Source organism: Saccharothrix saharensis, from assembly GCF_006716745.1.
GTDB lineage: Bacteria > Actinomycetota > Actinomycetes > Mycobacteriales > Pseudonocardiaceae > Actinosynnema > Actinosynnema saharense.
Window position 1 is genome coordinate 6940520 of record NZ_VFPP01000001.1, and the last position, 19310, is coordinate 6959829.

19 protein-coding genes are annotated in these 19310 nt (G+C 73.9%); 7 read left to right on the forward strand and 12 right to left on the reverse strand.

The window, feature by feature from the left end; translation table 11 throughout:
* Positions 1 to 61 precede the first annotated feature (61 nt).
* The 3 genes from FHX81_RS31725 to FHX81_RS31735 form a co-directional block, all read right to left on the reverse strand.
* Entirely contained in the window at positions 62 to 1843 is a 1782-nt protein-coding gene (locus FHX81_RS31725) for a VWA domain-containing protein (RefSeq protein ID WP_141982114.1), read from the reverse strand.
* 98 nt (positions 1844 to 1941) lie between these two features.
* On the reverse strand, positions 1942 to 2835 hold the full coding sequence (locus tag FHX81_RS31730) for a 3-methyladenine DNA glycosylase (protein WP_141982116.1): 894 nt from the start codon (positions 2833 to 2835) through the stop codon (positions 1942 to 1944).
* A 4-nt stretch (positions 2836 to 2839) separates the two neighbouring features.
* The gene (locus FHX81_RS31735; protein WP_141982118.1) at positions 2840 to 3739 is read right to left on the reverse strand and encodes an ArsR/SmtB family transcription factor; all 900 of its coding nucleotides are present in this window, start codon (positions 3737 to 3739) and stop codon (positions 2840 to 2842) included.
* 59 nt (positions 3740 to 3798) lie between these two features.
* Here FHX81_RS31735 and FHX81_RS31740 point away from each other — a divergent pair, with 59 nt between their 5' ends.
* The gene (locus tag FHX81_RS31740) at positions 3799 to 5004 is read left to right on the forward strand and encodes an MFS transporter (protein WP_141982120.1); all 1206 of its coding nucleotides are present in this window, start codon (positions 3799 to 3801) and stop codon (positions 5002 to 5004) included.
* Between the two features lie 40 nt (positions 5005 to 5044).
* Here FHX81_RS31740 and FHX81_RS31745 read toward each other — a convergent pair whose 3' ends face one another.
* Genes FHX81_RS31745 through FHX81_RS31765 form a run of 4 tightly spaced genes read right to left on the reverse strand, consistent with a single transcriptional unit; the run spans position 5045 to position 7388 of the window.
* A complete protein-coding gene (locus FHX81_RS31745) occupies positions 5045 to 5524 on the reverse strand; it encodes a DinB family protein (protein WP_141982122.1) in 480 nt (159 codons plus the stop codon).
* Positions 5525 to 5568: 44 nt separating this feature from the next.
* Positions 5569 to 5856 carry a hypothetical protein gene (locus FHX81_RS41435; protein WP_211363909.1) on the reverse strand — a complete coding sequence of 96 codons (288 nt, stop codon included), beginning with the start codon at positions 5854 to 5856 and terminating at the stop codon, positions 5569 to 5571.
* 37 nt (positions 5857 to 5893) lie between these two features.
* On the reverse strand, positions 5894 to 6826 hold the full coding sequence (locus FHX81_RS40875) for a CU044_5270 family protein (protein ID WP_170232241.1): 933 nt from the start codon (positions 6824 to 6826) through the stop codon (positions 5894 to 5896).
* Positions 6819 to 7388: an RNA polymerase sigma factor gene (locus tag FHX81_RS31765; RefSeq protein ID WP_141982128.1), complete on the reverse strand. Its 570-nt coding sequence runs from the start codon at positions 7386 to 7388 to the stop codon at positions 6819 to 6821. Before FHX81_RS31765 ends, FHX81_RS40875 begins: the two co-directional genes overlap by 8 nt.
* A 157-nt stretch (positions 7389 to 7545) precedes the next feature.
* Here FHX81_RS31765 and FHX81_RS31770 point away from each other — a divergent pair, with 157 nt between their 5' ends.
* Positions 7546 to 8211: an LmbU family transcriptional regulator gene (locus tag FHX81_RS31770; protein ID WP_246108066.1), complete on the forward strand. Its 666-nt coding sequence runs from the start codon at positions 7546 to 7548 to the stop codon at positions 8209 to 8211.
* A 213-nt stretch (positions 8212 to 8424) separates the two neighbouring features.
* Here FHX81_RS31770 and FHX81_RS31775 read toward each other — a convergent pair whose 3' ends face one another.
* The 3 genes from FHX81_RS31775 to FHX81_RS31785 all read right to left on the reverse strand — a co-directional run bounded on the left by FHX81_RS31775 (position 8425) and on the right by FHX81_RS31785 (position 11973).
* Positions 8425 to 9459, reverse strand: coding sequence for a hemolysin family protein (locus FHX81_RS31775; protein WP_141982131.1), 1035 nt, complete (start codon positions 9457 to 9459; stop codon positions 8425 to 8427).
* Complete coding sequence (locus FHX81_RS31780; RefSeq protein ID WP_141982133.1) at positions 9456 to 10781, reverse strand: hemolysin family protein; 1326 nt, start codon at positions 10779 to 10781, stop codon at positions 9456 to 9458. The genes FHX81_RS31775 and FHX81_RS31780 overlap by 4 nt, the downstream gene beginning before the upstream one ends.
* Before the next feature lie 151 nt (positions 10782 to 10932).
* A complete protein-coding gene (locus FHX81_RS31785; protein WP_141982135.1) occupies positions 10933 to 11973 on the reverse strand; it encodes a LacI family DNA-binding transcriptional regulator in 1041 nt (346 codons plus the stop codon).
* 118 nt (positions 11974 to 12091) lie between these two features.
* Here FHX81_RS31785 and FHX81_RS31790 point away from each other — a divergent pair, with 118 nt between their 5' ends.
* The 3 genes from FHX81_RS31790 to FHX81_RS31800 are packed head-to-tail and all read left to right on the forward strand — an operon-like array spanning position 12092 to position 15176.
* Positions 12092 to 13231 carry a Gfo/Idh/MocA family protein gene (locus FHX81_RS31790; RefSeq protein ID WP_141982136.1) on the forward strand — a complete coding sequence of 380 codons (1140 nt, stop codon included), beginning with the start codon at positions 12092 to 12094 and terminating at the stop codon, positions 13229 to 13231.
* Positions 13228 to 14346, forward strand: coding sequence for a dihydrodipicolinate synthase family protein (locus tag FHX81_RS31795; protein ID WP_141982138.1), 1119 nt, complete (start codon positions 13228 to 13230; stop codon positions 14344 to 14346). The genes FHX81_RS31790 and FHX81_RS31795 overlap by 4 nt, the downstream gene beginning before the upstream one ends.
* Positions 14343 to 15176 (forward strand): sugar phosphate isomerase/epimerase family protein, encoded by an 834-nt coding sequence (locus FHX81_RS31800; protein WP_246108067.1) that lies wholly within the window; start codon positions 14343 to 14345, stop codon positions 15174 to 15176. Before FHX81_RS31795 ends, FHX81_RS31800 begins: the two co-directional genes overlap by 4 nt.
* Here FHX81_RS31800 and FHX81_RS31805 read toward each other — a convergent pair.
* Positions 15173 to 16477, reverse strand: a complete 1305-nt coding sequence (locus FHX81_RS31805) for a Dyp-type peroxidase (RefSeq protein WP_141982142.1) — start codon at positions 16475 to 16477, stop codon at positions 15173 to 15175. The genes FHX81_RS31800 and FHX81_RS31805 overlap by 4 nt on opposite strands.
* A 185-nt stretch (positions 16478 to 16662) precedes the next feature.
* On the opposite strand from FHX81_RS31805, the gene FHX81_RS31810 reads away from it, so the two are divergent.
* Both FHX81_RS31810 and FHX81_RS31815 read left to right on the forward strand, forming a co-directional pair.
* Positions 16663 to 17490 carry a PP2C family protein-serine/threonine phosphatase gene (locus FHX81_RS31810; protein WP_141982144.1) on the forward strand — a complete coding sequence of 276 codons (828 nt, stop codon included), beginning with the start codon at positions 16663 to 16665 and terminating at the stop codon, positions 17488 to 17490.
* A 323-nt stretch (positions 17491 to 17813) separates the two neighbouring features.
* A complete protein-coding gene (locus FHX81_RS31815; protein WP_141982146.1) occupies positions 17814 to 19001 on the forward strand; it encodes a sugar efflux transporter in 1188 nt (395 codons plus the stop codon).
* Here the strand turns inward: FHX81_RS31815 and FHX81_RS31820 are convergent.
* Entirely contained in the window at positions 18946 to 19215 is a 270-nt protein-coding gene (locus tag FHX81_RS31820; RefSeq protein WP_141982148.1) for a hypothetical protein, read from the reverse strand. The genes FHX81_RS31815 and FHX81_RS31820 overlap by 56 nt on opposite strands.
* Positions 19216 to 19310 lie beyond the last annotated feature (95 nt).

Below are 19310 nucleotides of genomic sequence, written 5' to 3' on the forward strand. Positions count from 1 at the left end.
CCCTTCGTTCGGCGCAAGTCGACCGCGACGGCGCCACGGGCCGTGACCGGCCCGGGGGAGGTCAGTCGGCGGACAGGAGTTGGCCCAGGGCGGCGTCCACGCCGCGGCCGTCCTCGACCACGGAGAGGGTGCCGCCGGTGGAGCGGGCCAGTTCGGACAGCGGCGCGCGTTCCGGGTCCGGGCCGAGCGCGATCACGCTGATCGCGATGTCCTTGCCCGGCTGCTTGGCCGAGGCGAGCCGCGACGTCAGCTCCTGGAACGTCAGCCCGCCGTCGTTCACGCCGTCGGTGAGCACCACGATCCGGTTGCGCTTGCCGGCCTGGTGGTCCGCCAGCATCCGCTCGTACAGCGCGAGCACGCTGGTGTAGAGCTGGGTCGCGCTGCGCGGCTCCAGTTCCGCCACGCCGTCCAGCAGCGCCTGCCGCTGCGCGGCGACCGGCCCGGTGGGCACGACCTGCCGGTAGGGCCGGTCGCCGTCGAGCTCGCGGGAGAACTCCCACAGCCCCAGCGACCCCGACACCGACCGGTTGACCTGGCCGGACAGGGCCTGCTTCACCCAGTCCATCCGGCTGCGGCCGTCGCCGCCGGGTTCCTCCATCGACTTCGACGTGTCCACCAGCACGGTGACGACCTGGCCGTCGCCGGCGGTCGCCCAGGCGGCCGAGATCTGCTGGGTGGTGTTGGCGTCGGCGGGCGTGAGCGTCTCGGTGACGGCGGCCCACCGGATGCCGGGCGACGGCTTGGGCCGCTCGGTCGTGGCCTCCACGCGCAGACCCGCGCCGGCCAGGATCTTCTGCTGGTCGGGTTCGCGCAGGAACTCGCGGAACGCCTGCGCGGCGCGCACCTGCGCCTCGCCGACCCAGTCGCCCGCCAGCGGCACGAACGGGAAGTCGGCGATCGGCGTCGGCCCGCCCGCCGCGACCCCGTACAGGGGTTGGGACGGCGGCGTGCCGCTGTCCTTGCCGGTGTTGTGCCGGTACAGGTCCACCTCGAACACGGGCACCGCGCTGAACCCGGCCGCGTTGACCGCGGTGTCGTCGGCGAGCAGCTTCATCGCCTCCCACGTGGTCGCGGGCGTCTGCTCGGGCTTGGACGACGACAGCCGCCCCATCGTGCTCTTCACCGGTTCCAGCGCCAGCATCTCCACGGTGACCGGCCCCTTGCCCTCGGGGCTCGCGCCGGCCAGCGCCGACTGCACGGCCATCGCGGTCGCCGCGTTCGCCGCCGGGTCGGGCATGGCGACGGTGAACCGGCCCCACTCGGCGTGGCCGAACCGGCCCCAGCCGTCCGCCGCGCCCGCCAGGTCCGGCAGGTCGGTCCAGCGGAACCCGGAACCGGACTGCACCGCCTGCGCCTGGTCCTGGTGCAGCGCCAGCAGCACGGGGCTGGCCGCGATCGACTCGGGGACGCCGCCGAGCAGGGCGGCGTTCTGCGCGCCGAGCCGGTTGGCCCACAGCATCGAGTCGGTGACCCACGCGTGCGGGCGCTCGCCGATCGTCGCGGTGTCCCAGCCCTGGGTGAGGCCGCCCAGCACCACTTCGGAGTCGATGGACTGCACCTCGATGAGGATGCAGTGGTCGTAGACGACGGGACGCGTCCCGCTCCACGCCTCGGCGACCTGCTTGACCGCCTCGGCGATGCTGGGCGTGGAGGCGATCCGCAGCAGCGCGTCGCCCTCGTCGCAGTCGCCCGCCTGCGCCGCGGCCCGCCGTTCGACGAGGCCGCCGACCCAGCTCCAGCCGAGCCACCCGAGCACGAGGAGGACCACCAAGCCGACGATGGCCACGGGCCACGTCGCGATGCCGCGCCGCACCTTCGTCCGCAGCGCGCGGTGTCGAGACATCGTCTTCCCTCTCAGCGTCCGACCGGATACGGCTGGCGAATCCCGACCGGCGTCACGCTAACAGGTGACGTCTGCGGATCGGGTGAAGTTACTCCAGGTCATCGAGCGGCGACGGGCGCGGTGGTCGCGTGCGCGAGGACCCTGGTCAGCCCGATCAGCCGGGCTCTCAGCGGCGCGGCGTCCTCGGCGAACGCGCCCTGCTGCCGCACGTACTCGGCGCGGCCCTCGGCGGTCTCGATCCGCACCGGCTCGTAGCCGAGGTCGGCCAGGTCGTACGGGCTGGCCCGCATGTCCAGCTCGCGGACCCGAGCGGCCAGCTCGAAGCAGTCCGCGACGAGCTCGGACGGCGTGGCCGGGTCGAGCTTGTAGGCCCACTTGAACAGGTCCATGTTGGCGTGCAGGCACCCGGGCTGCTCCAGGTCGACCTGGGTCTCGCGGGTCGGCTGGAGCGTGTTGCGCGGCCGTGCGTCCGGGGTGAAGAAGCGGAACGCGTCGAAGTGGCCGCACTGCACCCGCTGCGACTCCACCACCCGGTCGGTGCCGTCGCCGCCCAGCCGCAGCGGCCACGCGTTGTGCCGCACCTGCTCCGGCCGCTGCCGGTAGACCATCGCCCACTCGTGCAGCCCGAAGCAGCCGAGCCGGGGCGCGCGGCCCGCGGTGGCGACGAGCAGCCGCCCGGTGAACGCGATGGTGTTGGCCCGCTCGCGCGCGAACGCCTCGACGTCGAGCGTCACGCCGTCGGCGGTGCGGCGGTAGACCGGCCACTTCAGGTAGGCCTGCGCCGCGTCGCCCTCGAGGACCACGCCGGGTCCGGGGTGCCAGCGCTCCAGGCGGGACGGGCGGTGCGAGTAGTAGGAGAACAGGAAGTCCAGCACGGGGTGCTTGCGGCCGGCGGCCTTGCGCTCGTGGTGCGGTCCGGTCCACCGCCGGACCCGCTCCGCGTGCGCGTCACGCCGCGCGGTCCACTCGGCTTCGGACAGGACGACCCCCACCGCATCAGGGTACTTCGCCCTGGACCAGGGCCAGTCCGAGCCCGGTGCGCAGCGACACGACCTCGCGCCCCTCGCGGCGGCTGACCGCGAGACCCGCCGCCCGCAGCACGCCCAGGTGCTGCGACACCGCGCCGACCGTGACGCCCAGCCTGGTCGCCAGCTCGGTGACGGTGCTGGGGCGTTCCAGCTCGCACAGCAGCCGGGCGCGGGTGTGCCCGACCAGGCGGGCCAGGGCGTCGTTCGTGGGCGCGTCCGAGCGCTCCCACAGCGAGCCGAAGCCGTGCGCCGGGTAGCACAGCGCCAGGCGGACCGGGCTGTCGCGGAGGTAGGCGTGCGGCCAGGTGAACGCCGAGGGCACCAGGACCAGGTCGCGCTCGCCGATGTCGACCGTGCGGTCGGCCACGGTCAGGTGCGGCGCGCGGTACGACACCTCGGCGTGCAGCTCGGCCAGCACGGTCGGCCCGCCCGCCTCGACCAGCCGCCGGCCGCGCCGCTCCACGTCGCCCTGGAGCACGCCCTCCAGCCGGGACCAGACCGGCAGGATGATCGCGTCGTGCACGGCGCGCAGCCGTTCCTGCATGGCGGTGATGGCCGCCGCCGGGGCGGACCGGAGCCGGGGGTCGTCCACGGCCGCGGTGATCCGCTCGGGGGTGGCCTTGGCGATCGCGTCGATCTCGACCTCGACGCGTTCGGACCGCACGCCCGGGGTCGGGATGAGGAACTCCGGCACGACCGGCCTCGTGGCGAGGTCGTGCAGGGGCGAGGGGTCCGCGCCGAGGGGCAGCAGGCGTTCCTCGGCCCAGGCGATCCAGCGCTGGTGCACCGGGGAGAGGCCGGGCGCGGCCAGCACGCGCAGGCCGGCGATCGTCTCCCAGAGGGGTGACACGGCGAAGCGGAGGGCCATGGGTTCACTCCACGCTAAAACGTCGGGCTGCGCCAGTCCCGGTTGGCAGGGTGTCGACCATGTCCAGGGGGTGGGTGCGGCTGCAGGCCGTCGCGGTGTCCGGTTCGGTGGCCGAAGGCCTGATGTTGGCGGTGTTGCCGTGGATCGCGGCGACGATCACCTCGGACCCGCGGCAGCTGTCGCTGGTCAACGTGGTGGGCCAGTCGCCGTGGCTGTTGTTCTCGCTGTTCGCCGGTGTGCTGGTCGACCGGGTCCGGCGCAGCGCCGTGCTCGCGTCGGCGTACCTGGTGCAGGGGTGCGCCGCGCTGGCGCTCGCGGTGGCGGGCGTGGCGGACGCGGTGAGCCTGCCGTTGCTGGTGGTGCTGGCGTTCGTGGTGACGTCGGCGCAGGTGCTCGGTGACGGGGCGACGGGCGCGCTGGTGCCCGAGGTGGTGGAGCCGGGCCGGTTGGCGACGGCGAACGCACGGCTGATCGTGATCGACCGGGGCGTCGTGCAGTTCGTGGTACCGCCGGCGGCCGGTTTCCTGGTGGCGTTCGGTCTCGGCACGCCCGCGTGGGTGGCGGTCGGGGCGGCTGTGGTGGCGCTGGCGCTGGTGAAGGGGCTGCGCTCGGCGCCGGCGACGCCGTCGACCACGAACCCGTTGCGCGACATCGCCGAAGGGGTGCGGTTCCTGGTCGGCACGCGGCTGCTGCTGTCGATCACGGTGGCGGTGGCGCTCGGGTCGTTCGCGGCGGCCGCGACGATGGCGATGTTCGTGCTGTACGTCAAGGAGCTGCTGGGGTTGGGGTCGGTCGGGTACGGCGTGATGCTGGCGGTGATGGCCGCCGGGTGGGTGGTGTCGTCGTTCGTGGTCGCGCGGGTGGTCGACCGGTTGGGGTACGCGTGGTCGATGCGGCTGGCCCAGGTGGGGATGGTGACGACCATCCTGCTGCTGGCCGTGCTGCCGGGTCGGGCGTGGATGATCGCGGTGGTGGTCTTCGTGCAGTCGGCGATCGTGATGGTGTGGAACGTGTGCTCGCAGTCGAGCCGCCAGCGCTTCACCCCGCCCGTGCTGCTGGGGCGGGTGCTGACCAGCCACCGGGCGCTGGCCTGGGGGTTGACGCCGTTGGGTGCCCTGGCGGGCGGGTTCGTGGCGGCCGGGTTCGGGCTGCGGGCGGTGTGGGTGGTGGCGACGGTGATCCAGGTCGGCGCGCTGGTGACGACGTGGCGCGGGCTCTCGCCGGAGGGGTTCCGGGAGGCGGAGCTGGTGGCCGCGGCGCGGTGAACCGGCCGGCGCCCGGTCTCCCGGCGGCGGTCCGGCGCGCTCAGCCGGCGAGCAGCTGTTCGCGCAGGATGTCGGCGTGGCCGCAGTGGTGGGCCAGCTCGCGCAGCACCTGGAGGTACACCCAGCGCAGGGTGCGCGGTCCCAACCGGTGACCGGTCACGACGGTGTCCAGCGGCAGGTCCGCGACGATCGCGCGGGCCGTCGCGCAGGCCTCGCGGTGAGCCGCGGTGACCGAGGCGACGGTGTCGTCCTCGGCGAGCCGGAAGGACTCGTCCGGCCCCTGGACCAGGCCGAGCTCCCGGCGGGAGGTGCCGCCGACGCACTCCTCGAACCACACGCGCTGCATCCACGTGACGTGCTTGAGCAGGCCGAGCGGGGTCGTGGCGGACGGGACCAGCCTGCGGCGCGCCTGGTCCTCGGTGAGCCCGTCGAGGGTCCGTTCGACGGCGGCGCGGTAGTCCTCGACGAACGCGTCCAGCTGGGTGCGCTCGTCGTCCAGGGGCACCTCGAACGGGTTCATCGCGGTCTCCTCGTCGGGTCGCGGTCGGCGCCCGGCCGGCGGGGTCAGAGCGGGGGGATCAGGCCCGGGAACTTGCGGGCGCCCGTGCAGTGGGGGCACTCGCGGCCGTTGTCGACGGTCCGGGGTGCGCCGCCGATCACCGCGGAGGTCGGGTTGGCGATGAACCCCGCACCACCGCACAGGTGGCAGATGGTGCGGGGTTCCGAGGTCACGCCGAACAGGTCGTCCTCGTCCTCGACGTCGTCCTCGTCGAAACCGTCCTCGTCGAAGTCGTCCTCGTCCTCTTCGGGGTCGAAGTCGTCCTCTTCGTCGTCCTCGTCACGCGGGTCCACGTGACCAACCGTAGTCGGGCCCGGTCGCGCCCGGTGGTCAGGGGCGGTGGCCGGCCTGGTCCACGACGGCCTGCGCCTCGATCGAGTGGAAGTTGGTGCCGAGCAGCGCGTAGGTCTCGGCGTCGAAGACGACCATGACCGGCTTGGCCCCGGGTGACGAGCCCGGCGGGACGGGCCAGGTGATGCCCAGACCAGGCCGGCCCGCCGCGTCACGGGCGTCCGGCACCACGGAGAGCCCCGGCACGCGCGCGGCGGCGTCGTAGAGCGCGGCCCTCGTCAGCGGGGACAGCATGGACTCGTCGATCAAACCCAGGACGTCCTTGCCGCGGGCGTTGACGCTGCCCGATTCGCCGCTCGCGTTCGCGTCCAGGTAGGCGAGCATGCCGTCCACGTCGGTCGGCAGGTCGGACCGGTAGGCGGGCCGCGGCTCGCACGGTTCGGTGCCGAGGACCTCGGTGCCCTTGACGACGTCCCGCAGGCCGTTCGCGCAGCCCGGCATGGGGATCCGCTCGCCGTGGTCGTGCAGGACGCCGTCACGGGTGCCGTCGACCGACAGCCAGATCTCCCGCGGCGCGCCGCCGTTGGAGCCGACCGCGCTGCGGGTGTAGACGAACTGGTCCGGGCGCGGTGCGGTGGCCGGTTCGGCGCGGGCGGCCCGGGCGGCGAAGGACAGCAGGCGGACGGCGTCGGTCACCGGTTCGGCGGCCGAGGTGGAGGTGGAGGTGGACGTGGGCGCCTGCGCCGCCTGTCCGCCGGGCGCGGGTGCCGCGGTCGGCAGCAGGGTGATGGTGGCGGCCACGGCGGCGGCCAGGCCGATGGACGAGGCGCCGACCAGGGTGTAGCGGGTGCGGCGCTTGCGCAGGCGCACCGGCACGCCGGCCAGGAACGCGGCCCGGGCGGGGGCCAGCGCGGCGTGGTCGGGCAAGGGGGTCTCGTCGCCCAGTTCGCGCAACAGCTGCAGGTCATCCATTGCTCAGCAACTCCTCGACTTCGGTGGGGTTCTGACCGCCCAAGGCCTGCTTGACCTTGCGCCGGGCCCGGTGCAGGCGGGACCGGACCGTGCCGACGGGGATCGCCAGCGCGGCCGCGACTTCCTCGTAGGCGAGCTGTTCCCACGCCACCAGCAGCAGCACGTCGCGGTCCTCGGCGGACAGCCCGCCCAGGGCCCCGACCAGCAGCGACCGGGCGGCGTGCGCGGTCACCTCGGCGGCCACCCGCTCGGCGTGGTCGAGGTCGGCGGGCTCCGCCGGGACCACGCGGTAGCGGCGGGCCTCCTGCCTGCGGTGTCGGCCGACGAGGTTGGTGGCGATGCCGTACAGCCACGGGCGGGCGTCCGGTCGGGCCCGGTCGTAGCGCCGCCGCTTGTCGAACGCGGCGAGGAAGGTCTCGGCGACGAGGTCGTCCGCGACCTGGTCGCCGAGCCTGCGCGCGAGGTAACGCCGGATGTGCGGCGCGTGCCGGTCGAAGATCGCCGCGAACGCGTCCGGCTCGTGCCGCGACCGTTCGATGATCTCGGCGTCGGTGGGTGTCATGGTGGCCTTTCCGGCTGGTTCCCGGTGAAGGGCGGTCACCTGTTGTCCGCCGTTCGACCCGATCGGGTTCACGGTGTGAGCGGAAGTTGACCGGTGTGTGAGGACCCCTGGAGTACCAAGGACACCCAAAGCGGATCAGGGGGAGCAAGTGGACAAGGTGAACGCAGTGCCGCGCCGTCGTCCCGGCGGCGCGGTCGAAGGCCGGATCCTCACCACGCCGGTGGGGCTGGCGTTCCCGCGGGACGTCACGTTCGAGTCCTGGGAGCAGGCGGGGCAGCGCATCTCCCGCATCGCCAGCTCGTCGGCGTGGTACCTGGGCGACTGGCTCGTCTACGGCCAGGACAAGTACACCGGCAGGTACCGCAGGGCGGTCGAAGCCGTGGGCCTCGACTACCAGACGCTGCGCAACTACGCGTGGATCGCGCGCAAGTTCGAGCCGTCGCGGCGGCGTGCCGGGCTGCCGTTCCAGCACCACGCCGAGGTCGCGGCGCTGCCGCCGGCCGAGCAGGACCAGTGGCTCGACCGCGCCGAGCGCGAGGGCTGGTCGCGCACGGCGCTGCGCCGGGCGCTGCGGGACAGCCGCGACCCCGGGTCGAGGACGACGCGGGCGGTGATGCCGCGGGTCAGCGCGGCCGGCGAGGTGGTGGACCGGTGGCGGCGCGCGGCGATGGCCGCCAACGCCGATTTCGAGGCGTGGATCGTGGCGGCCCTCGACCGGGCCGCCGACCGGGACCTGGAGCTGGTCAGCGTGCCGCCCCTGGAGGAGGCGCGGCCCGCCGAGCGCGAGTACGCCGGCCTGCCCGCTGTGCGGCCGGCGTCGTGATCCGCTGATCGCCGGTGGCCCGCGTCGTGGTCATCCTGAGCACGACGCCGACGCGGTGGTGGCCGCCCGGGGTCCAGGTCCGTTCACCGGGCGGTCACCCCGGCCCGGTCGCCGTCGGCGGCCTCGCGCCGGACCGCACCAGCCTCGCCGCCGTCGAGGCTGGTGCGGTCGGGATCAGCCTCGACGGCCGCACCGGGGCCGGGCAGCCGCCCGTCACAGCTCGCGCCGCACGTGGGTGCCGTCGCGGACGGTGCCGACGTACTCCTCGACCAGGTCCTCCAACGCCACCAGGCCCCGCACCACGCCGTCGGCCGACACGGCCTGCGCCAGGTGGCTCTGCGAGCGCCGCAGCGACGCCACCGCGTCGTCCAGGCTCGCGTCCACCGGCACCCGCGGCAGGCCGCGCACCCGGCTCGGCGGCACCCGCGTGGCCGGGTCGGCGTCGGCCAGGTCCAGCACGTCCTTCACGTGCAGGTAGCCGATCAGCCGGTCGCCGTCGCGCACCGGGAACCGGGAGAAGCCGGTGGCCGACACGGCGGCCTCCACCTGCTCCATCGTGGGCCGCACGGGCACCGACGTGATCCGGTCCAACGGCACCAGCACGTCGGCCACGGTCCGCTCCGCCGAGGACAGCGTCTGGGTCAGCCGCCGGTGCTCGGAGTCCTCCAGCAGGCCCTCCTGCCGCGACTGCCCGATCAGCAGGGCCAGCTCGTCGCGGGTGTAGGCCGACTCCAGCTCGTCGCGCGGCGTCACGCCCACCAGCTTGAGCACCGCCGTCGACACCACGGTGAACCCGCGCAGCAGCGGCGCGACCAGCCGGCAGAACCACAGGTGCGCCGGCACCAGCAGCAGCGCGGTGCGCTCGGGGCCCGCGATGGCCAGGTTCTTCGGCACCATCTCGCCCAGCACGGTGTGCAGCGCCACGACGATGATCAGGGCCAGCGCGAACGCCACGCCGTGCCGCACCGCCTCGGGGATGCCGACGCCGTGGAACGGTGCCTCCAGCAGCGTCGCCACGGCCGGTTCGCCCAGCGCGCCCAGGCCGAGCGAGCACAGCGTGATGCCGAGCTGCGCGCCGGCGATGAGCAGGGGCAGCTCCCGGCCCGCCTTGATCACCGTGCGGGCCCGGCTGCTGCCCTGCTCGGCCAACGCCTCCAGCCGGTCGCGCCGGGCGGTGATGATGGCGAACTCGGCGCCGACGAAGAACGCGTTGCCCGCGAGCAGCAGCACGACGACCAGCGCGATCACGACGACACCCCCGACTCCTCGACCCGGGCCACGCGCAGCTCGGCCACCCGGTGCCGGTCCATCTCCACCACGGTGATCCGCCAGTCGTCCACCCGGATCTCGTCACCGGTGTCCGGGATGCGGCCCAGCCGGGCCAGCACCAGGCCCGCCACGGTCTCGTAGTCGCCCTGCGGCATGCGGAACCCGGTCGCCTCGGCGACCTCGTCGTCCCGCAGCAACCCCGACACCAGCCACGCCTCGCCGCCCAGCCTGCGCACCGGCGAGGTCTCCCGCCGGTCGTGCTCGTCGCGCACGTCGCCGACGATCTCCTCGACCACGTCCTCCAGCGTGACCAGGCCCGCCGTGCCGCCGTACTCGTCCACGACCAGCGCGGTCTGCAGGCCGGATGCGCGCAGCCGGTCCAGCAGCGCGTCGCCCTCCAGCGTCGCGGGCACCGTCTGCACCGGCCGGGTCAGCGCGGACAGCGGCGTGGTCGCGCGCCGCGACCGGGGCACCCCGAACGCCTGCTTGACGTGCACGATCCCGCGCACCTCGTCGAGGTCGCCGGTGTAGACGGGAAAGCGGGAGAACCCCGTCTCCCGCGCCTTCGCCACGAGGTCGAGCACGGTCGCGTCCACGCGCAGCGACTCGACCCGCACGCGCGGCGTCATCAGCTCCTCGGCGGTGCGGTCGCCGAACCGCAGGGAGCGGTCCAGCAGGGTGGCCGTGCCGGGGTCGAGGGTGCCCTGCTCGGCGCTGGAGCGGATCAACGCGCCCAGCTCCTGCGGCGAGCGGGCCGAGGCCAGCTCCTCCGCGGGTTCCACGCCGAGCCTGCGCACCAGCCAGTTCGCGGTGCCGTTCAGGCAGGTGATCAGCCACTTGAACACGGCGGAGAACCCGGCCTGCACACCCGCGACCGCACGGGCGGTCTCCAGCGGCTTGGCGATGGCCAGGTTCTTCGGCACCAGCTCGCCGAACACCATCGACAGCGACGTGGCCAGCGCCAGCGCCAGGGTCAACGCGATCGGCCCGGCCACCGCGAGCGGCACGCCGACGCCGGTCAGGGCGGGCGAGATGAGCTCGGCGATGGCCGGTTCGGCGATGTAGCCGGTGATCAGGGTGGTGATGGTGATCGCCAGCTGCGAGCCGGAGAGCTGGAACGACAGCGACCGGTGCGCCTTGTCGACGGTCCGCGCCTTGGCGTCACCCACCTGGGCGACGTGCGCCTCGATGGTGCTGCGCTCCAGGGCGGTCAGGGAGAACTCGGCGGCGACCGCGATGAACGTGCCGATGGTGAGGACCACCACGGCGGCGAGGCCGAGCAGGCTGAGCAGGATGGTCATGCGGCCCACCCGGGGAGGGCCGGGCGGAGCTGGCAGCCGGGTATCGGACCCGGCTCGGTACTGCTACCCGGGGACTGCGCGTCGCGCACGGAAGGGATCACTCCTCGTGAGGGGTGGTCGAACGGTGTCCAGAGTAGAGCGTAACCGCCGGTCAGCGCAGTCCGGTACCGCTGGGCGGTGACGTGGACGCGCGCAGCACCACCTCGCCCGCCACCCGGACCGTGCGCGGCGCGGCGACCACGTCGTCCAGCACCAGCCGGGCCGCCCGCTCGCCCATCTCCTCCAGCGGCAGCCGGACCGTGCTCAGCGCCGGCACCAGGTCGCGCAGGGTGGGGATGTCGTCGAACCCGGCCACCGAGACGTCCTCCGGCACCCGCAGCCCGTGTTCGCGCAGGCCCGCCATCGCGCCGAGCGCCATCACGTCGTTCACGGCGAACACGCAGGTCGCGCCGGTGCGCGCGGCGATCAGGTCGGCCACCGCGGCGTGCCCGCCGTCGCGGGTGAAGCCGCTGGTGATGACGCACCCGTCGGGCAGGTCGAGGCCCTCGTCGGCCAGGCCCGCCTTGAACCCGGCCAGCCGGTCGCGCGCCACCAGCAGGTCCGGCGGGCCCGCCAGCACGGCGAACCGGCGGTGGCCGAGCGCGGCGAGCCGGCGGGCCAGCGCGCGGGCGCCGGACCGGTTCGCGGGCACCACGGTGTCGGTGCCGAGCTTGGCCTGGGAGACGCACGCCACCCGGCCGCCCTGCGCGGTGAACGCGGTGATCTCCTCGGCCAGCAGCCGGGACGCGGACCGGTCGGTCGTGCGGCTGCCCGCGACGACCAGGGCGCGGGCGCGGTGCGCGCGCAGCGTGTTGACCAGCTCCACCTCGCGGCGCGGGTCGCGGCCGGTGGTGCCGAGCACCACGACCAGCCCGGCGTCCTCGGCGACCCTCGTCACACCGGCGGCGATGCTGGAGAAGTAGGGGTCGGCGATGTCGTGCACCACGAGACCGACCAGGACGCTGGAGTTGCGCGCGAGCGCCTGCGCCGAGGCGTTGGGCAGGTAGCCGAGCCGGCGCGCGGTGCCGAGCACCCGTTCCCGCAGCTCCTCGCTGACCTGCCGGGTGCTGCCGTTGAGCACGCGTGACGCGGTGGCGAGCGAGACGCCCGCCTCCTTCGCCACTTCCGCCAGCGTGACCTGCCGCGACGTCAACGCCGCCTCCTTCGCGTCCTGGACGGCCGAGACTAGCCGCCTGGGAGGTTGACGTCCGAGAGGAGCCGACCGTAGCGTGTTGGAAAGCGCTTTCCACGGACTTGAGCGGGGTGTACGCATGGCGGTGCGCACGATCGGCGTCGCGTTGAACGGGGTCACCGGGCGGATGGGGTACCGACAGCACCTCGTCCGGTCGATCCTGGCCCTCCGCGACCGCGGCGGTGTCCGGATCGGTGACGACGTGCTGGTCCCCGAGCCGCTGCTGGTCGGCCGCAACGCCGCCAAGCTGAAGGAGATCGCCGAGCGGCACGACCTCCCGCGCTGGACGACCGACCTCGACGCCGCCCTGGGGGACCCGGACGTGTCGGTCTACTTCGAGGGCCAGGTCACGTCGGCGCACGCCGCCTCGCTGACCGCGGCGATCGACGCGGGCAAGCACGTCTACAGCGAAAAGCCGGTCGCGGCCACCCCCGAGGAGGTGCTGGCGCTGGCCCGGCACGCCGACGCGGCGGGCGTGAAGCACGGCGTGGTGGCCGACAAGCTGTACCTGCCCGGCATCCGCAAGCTCAAGCGCCTGCTGGACGGCGGGTTCTTCGGCCGGGTGCTGTCGGTGCGCGGCGAGTTCGGCTACTGGGTGTTCGAGGGCGACTGGCAGGCCGCCCAGCGGCCGTCGTGGAACTACCGCGCCGAGGACGGCGGTGGGATCGTCGTGGACATGTTCTGCCACTGGAGCTACCTGCTCGAAGGGTTGCTCGGACCGGTGGAGGCGGTGACCGCGCGGGCCGTCACGCACATCCCGACCCGGTGGGACGAGCAGGGCGCGCCGTACGCGGCGACGGCCGACGACGCCGCGTACGCGATCTTCGAGCTGGCGGGCGGCGTGGTGGCGCAGGTGAACTCGTCGTGGGCGACGCGGGTCAACCGCGACGAGCTGGTCGAGTTCCACGTGGACGGCACGCACGGCAGCGCGGTGGCCGGGCTGCGCAACTGCAAGGTGCAGTCGCGGGCGATCACCCCGAAACCGGTGTGGGACCCGGACGTGCCGCAGCCCACCGACTTCCGCTCGCTGTGGCAGGAAGTGCCGGACAACGAGGTGTTCGACAACGGGTTCATGGTGCAGTGGGAGGAGTTCCTCAAGCACGTCGCGGTCGACGCGCCGTTCGCGCACGACTTCCACTCCGGGGTGCGCACGGTGCGGCTGGCCGCGCTGGGCTTGGAGTCCTCCGCCACCGGCCGCCGGGTCGAGGTGCCGGCGTGACGACCGTGGTGCTGCCCGGCCGGGACGGCTCGCTGCGCGAGCACCGGCTGTCCCCGCCGCGGACGTGGGAGACCGGGCAGTTCGGGTCGCGGGTCGCGTTCGCGGCGGCGCACGTGGTGGCGGACCCGTTCGGCGGCAACGTCCCCGGCGCGCCCGCGGCGCTCGACTGGGACGCCACGCTGGCGTACCGGGTGCGGTTGTGGGAGCAGGGTTTCGGCGTCGCCGAGGCCATGGACACCGCGCAGCGCGGCATGGGCCTGGACTGGGACACGGCGCTGGAGCTGATCCGGCGCAGCGCGTCGATCGCGACCGGCCGGCTGGCGGCGGGCGTGGGCACCGACCACGACACCGCCGACCCGTTGACGGCGTACCGCGAGCAGTTGGCGGCCGTGGTGGAGGCGGGTGCGCAGCCGATCCTGATGTGCAGCCGCAAGCTGGCCGCGCAGGCGCGCGGGCCCGAGGACTACCAGGAGGTGTACGGGGCGCTGCTGGAGGAGGTCGACCGGCCGGTGGTGCTGCACTGGCTGGGCACGGCGTTCGACCCGGCGCTGGAGGGCTACTGGGGCTCGTCGGACGTGCCCACGGCCACCGGGCACTTCCTGGACCTGATCAAGGCCTACCCGGACAAGGTCGACGGGGTGAAGGTGTCGCTGCTGGACGCCTCGCACGAGGTGGGGTTGCGGCGCGCCCTGCCGGCCGGTGTCCGGTGCTACACCGGCGACGACTTCAACTACCCGGAGCTGATCGCGGGCGACGCGGAGGGGCACAGCGACGCGTTGCTGGGCATCTTCGACGCCATCGCGCCGGCCGCGTCGACCGCGTTGCGGGCGCTGGACTCGGGCGACCGGGCCCGGTACGACGAGGTGCTGGGGCCGACGGTCGCGCTGTCGCGGCACATCTTCGGCGCGCCCACCTACTACTACAAGACCGGTGTGGTGTTCCTGGCGTGGCTGGGCGGTTTCCAGGACGCGTTCGGCATGGTCGGCGGCTTGCAGTCGGCCCGGGACGTGGTGCACCTCGGCGAGGCGCTGAGGTTGGCGGACCTGGCCGGGCTGCTGCCCGACCCGGACCTGGCCGCCCGGCGGTGGGGACGACTGATGGGCGTGCTGACGTGAAGCTGTCGTTGAACCAGGCCACGGTGAAGCGGGCGTCCGTGCCCGAGGTGGTCGACGTGTGCGCGCGCCACGGGATCGGCGGGGTCGGGCTGTGGCGCGACCCCGTGGCCGAGTACGGGCTGGAGCGGACTGCGGCGCTGGTGGCGTCGGCCGGGCTGGAGGTGTCGTCGCTGTGCCGCGGCGGGTTCTTCACCGGCGTGGACCAGCGGCTGGACGACAACCGGCGGGCCATCGACGAGAGCGCCGCGCTGGGCGCCCAGTGCCTGGTGCTGGTGCCCGGCGGAGTGCCGGACCGGGACCTGGTGGCGGCGCGGTGGCGGGTCGCGTCGGCGCTGGAGGTGCTGGCCCCGTACGCCGCCTCGGCCGGGGTGCGGTTGGCGCTGGAACCGATGCACCCGGTGTTCTGCGCGGACCGGGGCGTGGTGTCGACGTTGGCGCAGGCGTTGGAGCTGGCCGCGCCGTACCCGGCGGACGTGGTCGGTGTCGTGGTGGACGCCCTGCACGTGTGGTGGGACCCGGCGTTGGCGGCCGACGTGCGGCGGGCCGGTCCGCGCATCCACTCCTACCAGGTGTGCGACTGGATCACGCCGCTGCCCGCCGACGTGCTGCTCGGGCGCGGGCTGCCCGGTGACGGGCACATCGACCTGGTCGGGCTGACCTCGCTGGTGGCCGGCACCGGGTACGCCGGGTACGTGGAGGTCGAGGTGTTCAACGAGGAGGTGTGGGCGCGGCCGTTCGACGCGGTCGCGGCGGAGCTGGTGCGGCGGCACGCGACCGGGTGGGAGCCGGTCGTGGACGGCGGCCACGACCGGCTGCCCGTCACCCCTTAGCGGGGCAGTTCCCGGCCCGCGGCGAGCAGGCGCAGCGTGCTCACCGACGGCACCAGCGCGTACAGCGCGCCGGTGGTCCGCACGAACCCGCCGCCGATGACGGGGTCGACACCGGTGGGCGCGCCGCGCTCGCCCGGCGTGAAGTCCGGGTTGCGGGCCCGGGTCTGCTGGATGAACTCGAACTGCTCGGCCAACGACGTGCAGTGGGCCACGAACACCAGGCCGCGCTCGCCGTCGCCGTCGTCGGCGGGGCCGAACGGGATGCCCCGGCGCAGGATGCGGTGCTGTCGGGGCGTCCGGTGCGCGAAGGCGCGCGGGTTGGTCTTGCGGATGTGCGCCGGGCAGGGCGTGACGGCGCCGGTGGGGTCGTCGGAGTAGTCGAAGTCGTTGGCGCGGACCCCGGCCAGCGGACGCCCGTCGGGGTGCCTGCCGATCAGCTCCGGTCCGCGGCCGTGGCGCTCGACGGCGTCGTGCCAGCCCTCGACGTCCTGCGTGAGGCGGCGGATCACCTGGATCGAGCCGTCGGCGAGCCACGCGGCGGCCTCCGGGCGTGCCGACTCGGTCGGGTGGCCGAACACGAACTCGCCCGCGTTCACGAGCACTTCCCCGGGCCGTGCCGCGCGGTGCCCGGGCCGGTCGCGATCCTCGTGGTGGAAGCCGCGCACGGCCGGCTGGGACACGCCGTCCTTGTAGCCGAAGTGCTCGCGCCCGCGCCGTTCGCCGGGGAGCGTGGCGGCCCGCTGCTCGTGGACCACCGTGACGCCGAGGAGGGTGTCGAGCACGTCCAGGTTCCGCGTGGTGGCGGCCAGGCGGTCCTCGTCGTCGGAGGCGACCGTGACGACGGCGTGCACGCGTTGGTCCGCCCGGCCGAACAGCCAGCGGGCGGGTGCCGAGTCGTCGGTGTCGCCGTTGGCCCGCGCGGCTTGTTCGGCCGTGTGCGGGAAGTGCTCGCGGAGGTCTTCCCGGGTCGCGTCGGGGTTGATGCTCAGCTCGACCAGGCCACCGGGCGTGAGCGACACGTTCGCCCAGGTCGCCTTCAGCCCGGCCGGGTCGCCGCCGAACATCGTGCGGCCGAGGGAGAACACCTCGTTGAAGTCCTCGACGTCGGCGGTGGTGGCGATGTGCCCGAGCATGGCGGCGAGCCAGGTGCGCCCCAGCTTCTCGTCGGTGAAGCGGACGAACCGGAACACCTGGTGGTCCTTGTTGAACGCGGCCAGCACGTTGCCCTGGATCTCCTGGGACTCGCGCAGCGCCGGGCGCACCTCGGGCCCTTCCGCGCGCAGGTGCAGCAGGTCGGTCATCGCTCACCCCCTGACTGACAGGAGTGTCACGGTGGGCGCTGGATACGTCGCTCTGCGTTCGATCCGGGGTGGAATCCCGCCCCACCGGTCCAGGTCTGCGCGGACATCGCCCGGCCGTGTGGTGGGAGTGGCCCATCGGGTGGTTCCGGCGGCTTCGGCCGTGCGGCGGCCCTACGGTCCCGACCATGACCACGCCAGTCCAGGTGGGAGTGGCGACCTCCCGGGGCCCGAACCGCCCGCTCAACGCCGACGCCCACGCCCACGACAGCCACCGCGGCACGTTCGCGGCGGCGGTGGTGGACGGGATCGGCTCGACACCGGAGGTCGCCGACTTCGCCCGCGCCGCCGCCGTTGTCGCCGCGCGGATGGCGGCCCGGGGGACACCCGTGCTGGGCGTCGTCGCGGCCGCGGCGCCTTACGCCGACCCGGACGACGACCGTGCCGAGCCCGGTGGTGCGATCGTCGTGGCCTCGGTGCGGGCGGGTGAGCACTGGCGCGTCGCCTACGCCGGCGACAGCGCCGCCTACGGCTTGAAGGACGACGGCACCCTGAGCCGCTTCACGACCCCCCACACCCTGGGCGAGGAACTGCGGCAACAAGGCGTCCCCGACACCGAGGCCGCCGCCCACGACCACAAACTGCGCCACCACGTGGGCCGCGTGCCGCTGTACGGCGTCGAGGGCTTCGAGGCGACGGCCCGGTTGTTGGTCCTGGCGTCGGACGGGCTGAAGGTGCCCCACGACGAGCTGCGCACCCTGCTCCTCGACCACGGCGACGACCCGCAGCGGTGCGCCGAACACCTGCTCGCCGCGGCACGTGCGCGCGGCAGCCGTGACGACGTCACGGTCCTGGTCATCCCCCACCCCGACCGCCCTGCGACCACTCAGCCGATGGACGAGAGGAGCGACGATGAGCCACGCCGACCGGAAGGACCGACCGGACCCGCAGAACCCGCCGGCGGACGAGAGTCCGACGCAGGAGTTCCCGAAGGTGCCGCGGAAGTAGTCGCCTGACCGGCCGGGCGGCGTGCTTCACCACGCCGCCCGGCCCGGGTCCACGGTGCCTGTCCGGGTTCGCGGTGCCCGGCTGGGCATGCGGTGTGCCGCTGGGCTCTGCGGTATCCGGCCGGGGTCCGCATCGCCCGGCTCGGGTTCTGCGCGGCCTGGGTTCCGCGCGGCCTGGTCAGGCTTCGGGTGGTCCGGCTGGACCTGTGCCGCGCCACCCCGGTTCGCGGGATCCGGCTGGAGTTCGCGCTGTCGGTGCGCTGTCCGGCTCGGGCGCGTGTTCCGTCGAATGGCTCCCGCGCGAGGCCGCCGGGGCGCGCGAGGATCGGTCCATGGACCTCGCGGGGTCGCGGACGTTCGTCCCCCTGCTGGCGGTGAGCCTGTTGGCCGGCGTCGGGTACGCGCTGGCCGGGCCGTTCCTGTCCGCGTTCCTGATCAAAGACGTCGCGGCGGGCCCGGTCGCGGTGGGCGCGTTCCTGTTGGCCGGCTCGGTGGCGGCGCTGGTCGTCGGCACGGTCATCGGGCGGTTGTCGGACGCGCGGGCCGTGCGGCGCGGAGTGATCGTGTGGGGCGCGGTGGCGGCGACGGCGGCGTACGGGCTGTTCGCGGTGACGCGCGACTACTGGCTGCTGCTCGTCGTGTCGTCGACGTTGGTGGCAGTCGCGTCGTCTTTGGTGCCGCAGACGTTCGCCTACGCGCGGCAGGTCGTGGAGCGCAGCGGTTCGGCCAAGGGGCCCTTGGTGGTCAGCGCCGTGCGCATGGTGTTCTCGGTGTCGTGGGTGGTCGGACCGCCGGTGGGTGCGGTGCTGATCGACCGCGGCGGGTTCGCCGGGCTGTTCGCCGTGGCGGCCGTTCTGTACCTGGCGGCGGCGCTGGTGACGGTCGTGCTGCTGCCGGCGCTGGGCGGGGCGTCCGGGCCGGTGGCCGCGCGGGACGGTTCGCCGCGTCGCGTCCTGGTGTCGGCGGCGGTGGCGTTCGTGCTGTTGCAGGGCGCGGACATGGTGGGCTTCCTGGTGCTGCCGTTGTACGTGACCGACGTGCTGCACGGCACCACGTCCGACGCGGGCCTGATCATGGGGTTGTGCGCCGCCTTGGAGATCCCGTTGATGCCGGCGTTCGGCGCGCTGGCGTTGCGCGTCGACCACAAGGTGCTCGTGCTCGCGGGAGGTGTGGTGGCGTTGCTGTACTACGCGGCGTTGCTGCTGACCACCGCGACCTGGCAGGTGGCCACCGCGCAGGTGCTGCACGCGATCTTCATCTCGGCCGTGATGGGCGTGGGCATCTCGTACTTCCAGGGCCTGGTCCCCGACCGGCCGGGATACGCGACGACCATGTACACCAACACGTTGACGATCAGCGCCATGGTGTCGGGGCCGCTGCTGGGGCTGGCCCAGGCCATGGGGTACCGGAGCGCGTTCGCCATCGCGTTCGTGCTGACGGTGCTCGGCCTGGGCGTGCTGCTCGTCACCGGTCGAGCCAGACGAGGTGCGCCCGACGGGTCCCGGCCGAGCGCGAGCTGATCTCGAACAGCGCGCGGGCGTTCTCGGGGCTCTGGGAGCTGAGCCGGAAGCCGCCCTCCACCGCGCTCACCTCGGCCCGGTCCTCGAACGCGACGCCGTAACCGGCCACGCGCACGCTTTCCCGCTCGCCGTACTCCTCCACGATGGCGAACATCCGTGGCGCTTCCTCGTACGCCACTTCCCGGACCAATTCGGTGAACTCCTGCTCGGTCATCCCGGTTCTCCTTTCGCCCCACTGGCCAAGGCGCTGGTGATTACGCTGCGTCGCCGATACGGTGACCGCCGGCAAGGCTGCCCGCAGCCGAGATG